This window comes from Candidatus Cloacimonadota bacterium (assembly GCA_011372345.1).
Classification (GTDB): domain Bacteria; phylum Cloacimonadota; class Cloacimonadia; order Cloacimonadales; family TCS61; genus DRTC01.
Genome location: DRTC01000079.1, coordinates 1 through 7879 on the forward strand (window position 1 = coordinate 1; position 7879 = coordinate 7879).

The 7879-nt window shown below is 39.1% G+C and carries 3 protein-coding genes; all 3 read right to left on the minus strand.

Annotated features, from left to right (window positions below; translation table 11 throughout):
- Positions 1 to 4113 (minus strand): hypothetical protein (locus tag ENL20_01455; GenBank protein ID HHE37224.1); only part of this gene is annotated, 4113 nt, incomplete at its 3' end.
- Positions 4114 to 4130: 17 nt separating this feature from the next.
- On the minus strand, positions 4131 to 4493 hold the full coding sequence (locus ENL20_01460) for a response regulator (GenBank protein HHE37225.1): 363 nt from the start codon (positions 4491 to 4493) through the stop codon (positions 4131 to 4133).
- Positions 4494 to 4898: 405 nt separating this feature from the next.
- Positions 4899 to 5441: a hypothetical protein gene (locus tag ENL20_01465; protein ID HHE37226.1), complete on the minus strand. Its 543-nt coding sequence runs from the start codon at positions 5439 to 5441 to the stop codon at positions 4899 to 4901.
- Positions 5442 to 7879 lie beyond the last annotated feature (2438 nt).

The following is a 7879-nucleotide window of genomic DNA, read 5'->3' on the forward strand; positions in this document are numbered from 1 at the left end:
AATTTCCGTGTAATACATATCTCCGGTAGTTTTGTTGATTTTCAGGTTATAGAATGTTTCATCAGTTTTGATCTCTCCCTCCAGCGAACCAAATAATTCTACAGTTCCGTTTCCTTCTACAAATCCAACGGAACCGCGATTATTGGTCCACCATCTGCCGACTTTTAAAAGTTCATCGTCAGGATCGAGAACTCCGGATGAATGAATTGTTACATCATTATTTACAGTTATTTCATATCCTGAACCTTGCAGTTTTCCGGTCGAAAGGGTCAGATCATTATTGATTATCACATCATCAGCCAGGAAGCAACCTCTGGTCGCATAAACTTTATCGACTTCGAGATTATGAAAATAGTTGCCGTTATTACATTCGATAGTTGACCATTCCGTGCTCATAAATTCGATTGTGCCGCCGGTTGGTTGGAATGCGTTTGATTGAGTTGCCCGGAAATTCCCACCGACCCTGATAAAACCGTTCGTCATATTGGGAGTTGCTCCGGTTGCGAACTGGATTCCATCGAATGTTATTTCCAGATATCCATCCAAAATATTCAGGACTCCGGCAAAACTCATATAATTTCCGGTGTATGGTCTGTTGAGTTTACAGTTCCCACCGTCTATGGTCAGAATTCCGGTTAGAGTGAAAGCATCACTTGCTGTAAAATATCCTCCTTCCAGGTTTAGATGTCCATCACAGTTTACATCGGATAAAACATCGAAATCACCGCTGCTCATATTCAATTCCGAACCTGGATCCATAAATAATTCTCCGGCAGTTTGGACTCTGTACGCATTAAACACATCATTTTCGTTCAAAGTTAAATCTCCGTTTATTTTCAAATAAGCAGAATAGTATGTGCTTTGTTCAGTTAAACCGGAAGTTTTATCCAGAATAACAGTTCCGAAACCAGCATTATCAAATTCACCAATTGTTATTTCGGAAGTTCCGGAACCATCAAAACGAACAGTATTTCCAACTCCGAGATAGGCAGTTGTTCCACCTTCAAATTCCCAATTTCCTCCCAGGGCAATCTCACCTGCTGTTACAATATCGGAAGAACCGTTTTTCCATTTTACATCATCGGAAACATCGAGATGATCGAGTGAGTTCGTCATTTCCAGAGTTCCGTAAATCCAGACATCTTGCAGAACTTCGACAGTATGACCATCCATAATAAAAGTTCCATTATTTATATATAGATTGTTATGAATTTCCATGTCGGATTGGACTGTTACGGAATTCGTGCGTGAATTTTCATAAACAGGAGAGTCAGGTCTAAGTATAGATTTCTTTTTGTTTTTGGAAGCAGAAATTTTCATTGCATTCTCTTTTCCTGAACGAGAAGATTCTTTATCGATTTCCAAAATATGGAAATAATTTCCCCAGTCGAGATTAACGCTGGCTGCATCCGGTCCGTAAAGTTCTACTCTTCCTCCGGTTGGATGAAAATCGTGTCTTTCGATGGTAAAATCTCCGGTTGCTTTGATTATTCCGCCGGAAATGACATGAGAAAATGCATGTGAAGTATTGATGTAGATGCTATGCTCTGTAAAGTCGAGTGTACCTCCTTCCATATAAAGATAAGCATCTTCGGAATAGGGCCAATAACTGGTATCATCTCCGCCGTGAACATTTACTTCTCCATCATAAATGATCAGAGAACCATTCAAATCGACATACTGGCTTACATCCTGAAAGATGTTCAAAGTTCCGCTTAATACCTGTGTTGTTCCGTAAAATCCATTATCAGCCAGATCGAGGATAGTCATATTTCCACCATCGATGGTTAAAATCCCTTGAGTCCAATCATATGAATTGCACTGCACCATAGATCTGCCGGCATTCTGGATGATCAGTTCTCCGGAAGATTTATATAATTTCAGTACATTAAAATTCCCGCCGTTGCAGATCTGGTCTCCGGTTCCGTTGAAAGTTACAGTTCCTGAACCAGCAGTGAAACTTGAAGGATAATAGTAGTTGATGAGCCAGTCACCTTCCATAAAAATATCATAACCATTAGCATCCATTTCTCCCGTATGGAAATCGAGTTCACCTTTGATGATGATATTGTCATATAGGATTATATTTCCAATCAGTTCAATATCATTGAAGTAGTCGTTGCTATTCAAATTTATCTGCTGATCTGATCCCCAAAAATCGACAGTGGCATGATCTAGGAACATATGTCCATAAGAAGTTAAATCACCCATTAAAGTCAGGTCGTTGTTATCATAGAAATTTCTTAAGGTTGAATATGAGCCGATAGTCAAATCACCAAGAATTCTTAATTTCTGGGAAAATTCCGAACCGATATAAACATTAGCATAAGAAGATTTATCCAGATATAAATTCTCTATGGAACAAGAAGTATTTCGGGAAACAATACTGCTGTTGGTTGTTCCTTTGATGTAAACAGTTCCGTTTTCCAATTCGGCATTTGATGCAGATTTGAATTCAAAAGTATCGTAAACATTGATGACTGCACCAGTTGCGGAAATATCAGCAGTTGAATCAGTCATCCAACGAAGATCATCATTTACAGTTAAAACGCTGGAGTTATCGTCCATTACCAGTTCTCCATAAATTTCGACATCTTCTTCGACTTCGAGAGTTCTGCCGTGAATAGTCAGAGTTGCTCCTGATTCGATAGTAAGATTTTGACAATCTGCGTTGGCTGCAATGATCCACGGATCATTAGGTGTTCCTGCTGGAATTATCACATCTTTAGTGTCATTTGGAACATTTCCATTATACCAATTACCACTAATATCCCAACCTCCTGAAACATTTCCGGTCCAGAGTGAAATATTGGGATTGTAATAGTCTATTCTGAGAGTAGGATCACCCAAGATTAGATTTCCATAAAACCAGTGAACTTGAGAATAAGTTGGTGTTGGAGAATCAACATGAAGTGCCCACCATTCGACAAGTGACTGTCCAAAAGTATTATCCAGAGAAAGCGGTTCATAAAAATCAGCGAAATAGAGCATACTTCCGGTTTTGGTGGTGCCGATAACATTCAAACAGTAATCGTTATCCAACAAATATATATTTCCCATGCAGTTATCATTTTCATAGCGACAATTACTGCAGGCAAAAAGATTGTAAAAATAAGCGTTGGGTTGGATATTTACAAGATCACTATTCATAACATTTGTCCAGGTAGTATCCGGTCCGTCAACTGCCTTAAAGCCATGATGAATAGGACTACTATGAACCATAACTTGAATAAATTCATAGTTCGCAGGCAACCTGTTGTCCATGTAATCAACTCCATTTGTAGCTTGTGATTCATTAATTAATTCTGTGTTAGGATTTGGATAAATGTATTCTAATGAGCTCTGATAATAATTGCCATTTGAACTCCAATCATCGTCCACATAGGCTAAAGCAGTTCCCGGCATGGTAAGCATTCCGTTACGAAAAAGATGATTTCTATTAAAATAATCATTAATCATTTCAACTTCTGTTTTATTGGAAATGAACAAATTGTCGGCTTTGATTCTTCCCACCCAAATATCGGGATGTACATTTCCGGTGTGGACATCGTACATTCCGTCAGAATCCGAATCTGACCAGGTTCCATCCATATCAGCATAGAAAAGATCGATTGGAAACTCTGACCATTCACCGGTTGGTACTCCGAGAGAATCATGTTTTTCATATTCATACCAGGCAGAAGGAATATCTCCAATCAAAATGGAACCGACAATATTATCAGAAGAGAAATAACTACTTATTATGGTCTTCACATCTTCCGCTGATGTTCCACTGAAAGCAACCAGAAATGAGTTCAGACTTTCATTCAAAAGGTCGCTTTGATATGTAGCAAGAGCAGATGAAATGGAAGTCTGAATTGTTGGATCAACTATGATCAGAAAATTATCGTTATCTCTTTCATCATTGGAAATATAATTTATCTCTTGATGAAAGGATTGAACCGAAAGCGGATGCTTTGCTCGATATTCCTCGTAAGTAATTTCCGGAAATCTAATTGGATCCGGATTTCTTGTGATAACTGTCGTTTCTTCTTCAAGTAATTCTTTGTTTTGTGCTACTAATAGCATACTAACTGTAATGAATAAAATCATTAAAAAAACAATTCTTCTCATTTTTCCTCCTAATTTTTTTAGTTTTTGATTAAATCAATCGCCTTCTGCACTTCATAATGCAGGAATGGTTTACTTAAAAATTCTGCTGCGCCGTTTTTTTTGGATTTGTCAGCCAAATTGTGATCTCCAGTGCCGGAGATCATGATCACATTGATTTCAGGGAATTGTTCTTTTACTTTTTTCAGGAATTGCAGACCATCCATTTCCGGCAGGGCAAAATCGAGGAAAAGGATGTCGATGTTATTATGATTCAGGATTTGAAATGCGGAGGAAGGTTTTTCGGCAGAATAAACTTGATACTTCTTTCGCACCAGGTATTCGCTTAATTCTTCGCAAACCTTGGTTTCATCATCGAGTATGAGAATTTTTTGAGTTTCCAATTTTTTCTCCTTTTGACTCGTTACAAAAAATTATTCAAGGATCAGGAAAATCAAAAACAGAATCAAATCAGAAAAAATATTTTTCAGTAAGGAATGTCTTAATTCAAAATGAAAATGAAAATCAAAAACAAAATCTACATCAAGTTTAAATTCACAGATTTCAGTTTTTTGAATTTAACTTCAGGCAATTTTTTTGCGTGGAGTTAAATCCAACAGACAAATTATTTCACTGCTATTTTCTTTGTAAAGTTTTTTATTTTTTTATTCCCAGACCGTTGCGGATTTTAGAAGATTGAATCCGCAAGGTCTGTGAATTTAGTTGAGTTTGGATCATCAGCAGGATTGCTGTCCGATATTCACAAAATAAAACCTTCAAGGTTTTGAAAACCTTGAAGGTTTTGTCATCTATTTACTTTCATAATTTCTACTACCATTCACAGCAGTAACATAATAGAATAGTTTATCACCCGGTATCGCTTCGCTCCAGCTTGTTCCGGTTATTCCCGATTGTTTGAGATCCCAGAGTGAAGCTTCTTTATGCGGATCATCGGAATAAAATACACTGTAGGAATCCGCATTAGCGACAGCATCCCAATTCAGAACAACATCTGTTCCGACGATGGAAATCGTTACATTTTCCGGTGGTAATATCCCGAACTCTATCGGTCCCAGATAATAGCCGGGAATAACTCCGTAATTCGTGCTGGAAGCATCCTCTCCGGAAATCGCACCAAACGCACTTCCCGAAAGAGTGTAATTGCTTGATTCAGGTTTATCTCCGGTGTCGTTTCCCGATACAAAACCACTTTGACGCAATGTATAATTAGTACTGGAAGGATTCGTCGCTGCGATAAATGAAAACTGGAATAAAAGAAATATTACCATAAAGTAAATAATTTCATTTTCCTTTTTTCTGGTTCTGTGAGGAATTTGTCTTTTCTTTTTCATGACATCCCCCTATTTACTTACAATTAACGAATACTTTAATTGTTCCTCTTCCATTGGAATCTTCAAGTGCTTTACCAATTATTCCCGTGTTTTCGGCAACAGTTATTCCATTGATCTCGGTTGTTTGAACTTTGCGGGCAGCATTATCTCCAACAGTCAGGTTTTCACCGGAATTCACACTGCTTTCCACTTTCACATCTGCTGTTCCAAATACAATGATGGAAACATAATCCCCAGCCATCGCATTTCCATCTGTTGATCGGAAACTTTTTTGAACATCGATAGTCCCATCATCCTGTTCTTCTTTTTGTTCTCGTACATAAACCTTGTATTCCACAACGCCGAAGATTGCATCCGAATTATCTTTTGTAGCTTTGGTGATCTTTATAACAGGAGCACTATCTTCTCCGAGAACATTTTCTTCATATCCGCCGGAAATGCAGACAATATCTCCGGGTTCTAAAGTGCTCGAACCATCATTCCTGCCGAATGTTCCCAACCTTCCCGGATAATAACCACCACTGGCATAACATCTATCATAAGTATAAAAACCATAACCGTTAGTAACATCTGTATTTGAATAAACTCCTTTATCATCCGCGTGAGTAATACTAATCCCTTCATCGGTTGCGTCATTTACAACAAGACCATCTTCACAATCGTTTACATAGAATCCCTGACCGGTCGCATCATTAACGACGAACCCATCATCTCCGGCTGAACCGATATAAAAACCGTCTTGAGTAGCTGTAGTTACCTTTACTCCGGTTCCTAAAGGTGAGTAAGCATTCCCAACAGAATTTATTAGAATCCCTTCATATCCTGCTTCGTCAATTTCAATTCCCTGAGCAGCAGTTGAATTAATATAAACTCCGGAATCATCGGCACGACCAACATAAAGTCCGTAAGCTTGAGCTCCTGCAACTTCAAATCCGTTGTTTCCCACACTTGAAGTATGACTTGTTAAGGATGAACCGGCATTATAAACATAAACTCCATCGCTTGTAGCGTTATCAATATCAATCGCTCTACTACTTGCATCATCAATTATCAAGCCGTCTTCCACTTTTACTTTGCCATTTACTTCCAGTTCTTCCGAGGGTGATGCTGTTCCGATACCGAGATTACCTCCGTTGAAATAACTGTTTCCCGCACCGTAAATTCTTGTTTTAACCGTATTGTTATCGTAAACATCAATTAATCCTTGATCGGTATTATCCCAAATTCTAACCAGATAGTCACCACTCGAAACGCTTCCGTCTCGTAAGTAGATATCATCGGAGAAAACAGATGAGCCTTGAACATTGAAGTCTTCGGGACCGGAAGTAGTTCCAATACAGACATCTCCAGCATTAAAATAACTATCTCCATCATCACTGCGAATTTTAACAGTTGTAGTTCCGGTATCTTTGAGTTCTAAATTTCTTGCTGGACCACCATCCGAACCAAGCCTTATAAATTCATTGCTTCCATACTTCAGAGTCAGGTCTCCATATTGTTCAAAAGCAAGCTCTGAATCAGCACCACCTGTTTCAGTTACTCTAAGTCCATAAGTTCCTGATCCGGTTACATCCAATACTGCTCCCGGACTCGATGTTCCGATTCCAACATCTCCGTCGGTGGCAACAAATACACCTTCACTTCCACCATCATTGGAAAGCCAGTTCCCGTCCAATTCTATATTTTGGGTTGCTGTATGATTTCCGAGATTGTCTCCCGAAACTCCGGTTAAACCAGAGCCATCACCTGTAAAGGATGTAGCTGTAACATCACCAGAATTGGAAACTTCAAATACTTCGCTTCCGTCTTCCCCTCCCTGAAACAGATTATCACCAGCAGTTTCAACTATGAAGCCATCAGTCCCGGCATTACTTACTTTTATACCACTTGTTCCTGTATTGCTAATTGCAGCTCCAGCTCCATCGGTACTTACCACCCGAATAGCTGTATAATCAGCGTGACCTACATAAAGGCCATAACCCTCGGTACCGGCTACCTCAAATCCGTTTTTTACACTGCTTATAAGTTGGTTCGTAGGACTTCCTGCATGGTAAACATATACACCATCATCGCTTGCTTCATCAATTTCAATCCCGCCATCACCAGAAAGAAAATGACCGTTCAAATCAATATTCTGGGTTGCGGTATGATCTCCGAGATTATCTCCTCCGGTAGAATCGACATATGCTTTTGTGGCTGCATCATTATCGGCAGTGGGAGTTGAAAGGTTCACTATCTTGTTGCTATCCATATCGAGGTCTTGTGTTGCTGTATGATCTCCAAGATTGTCACCACTGGTTGGAATCGCTTCACCAGTCCATTCTCCTGACGAATTGATCACTTCACCATATCCATCAATATTAACGCTTTCCGGATGAATATCGTTTCCTTTCACATCTCCGGCATTGATCGCATAAGCTACACTCGTGATCCTCGTG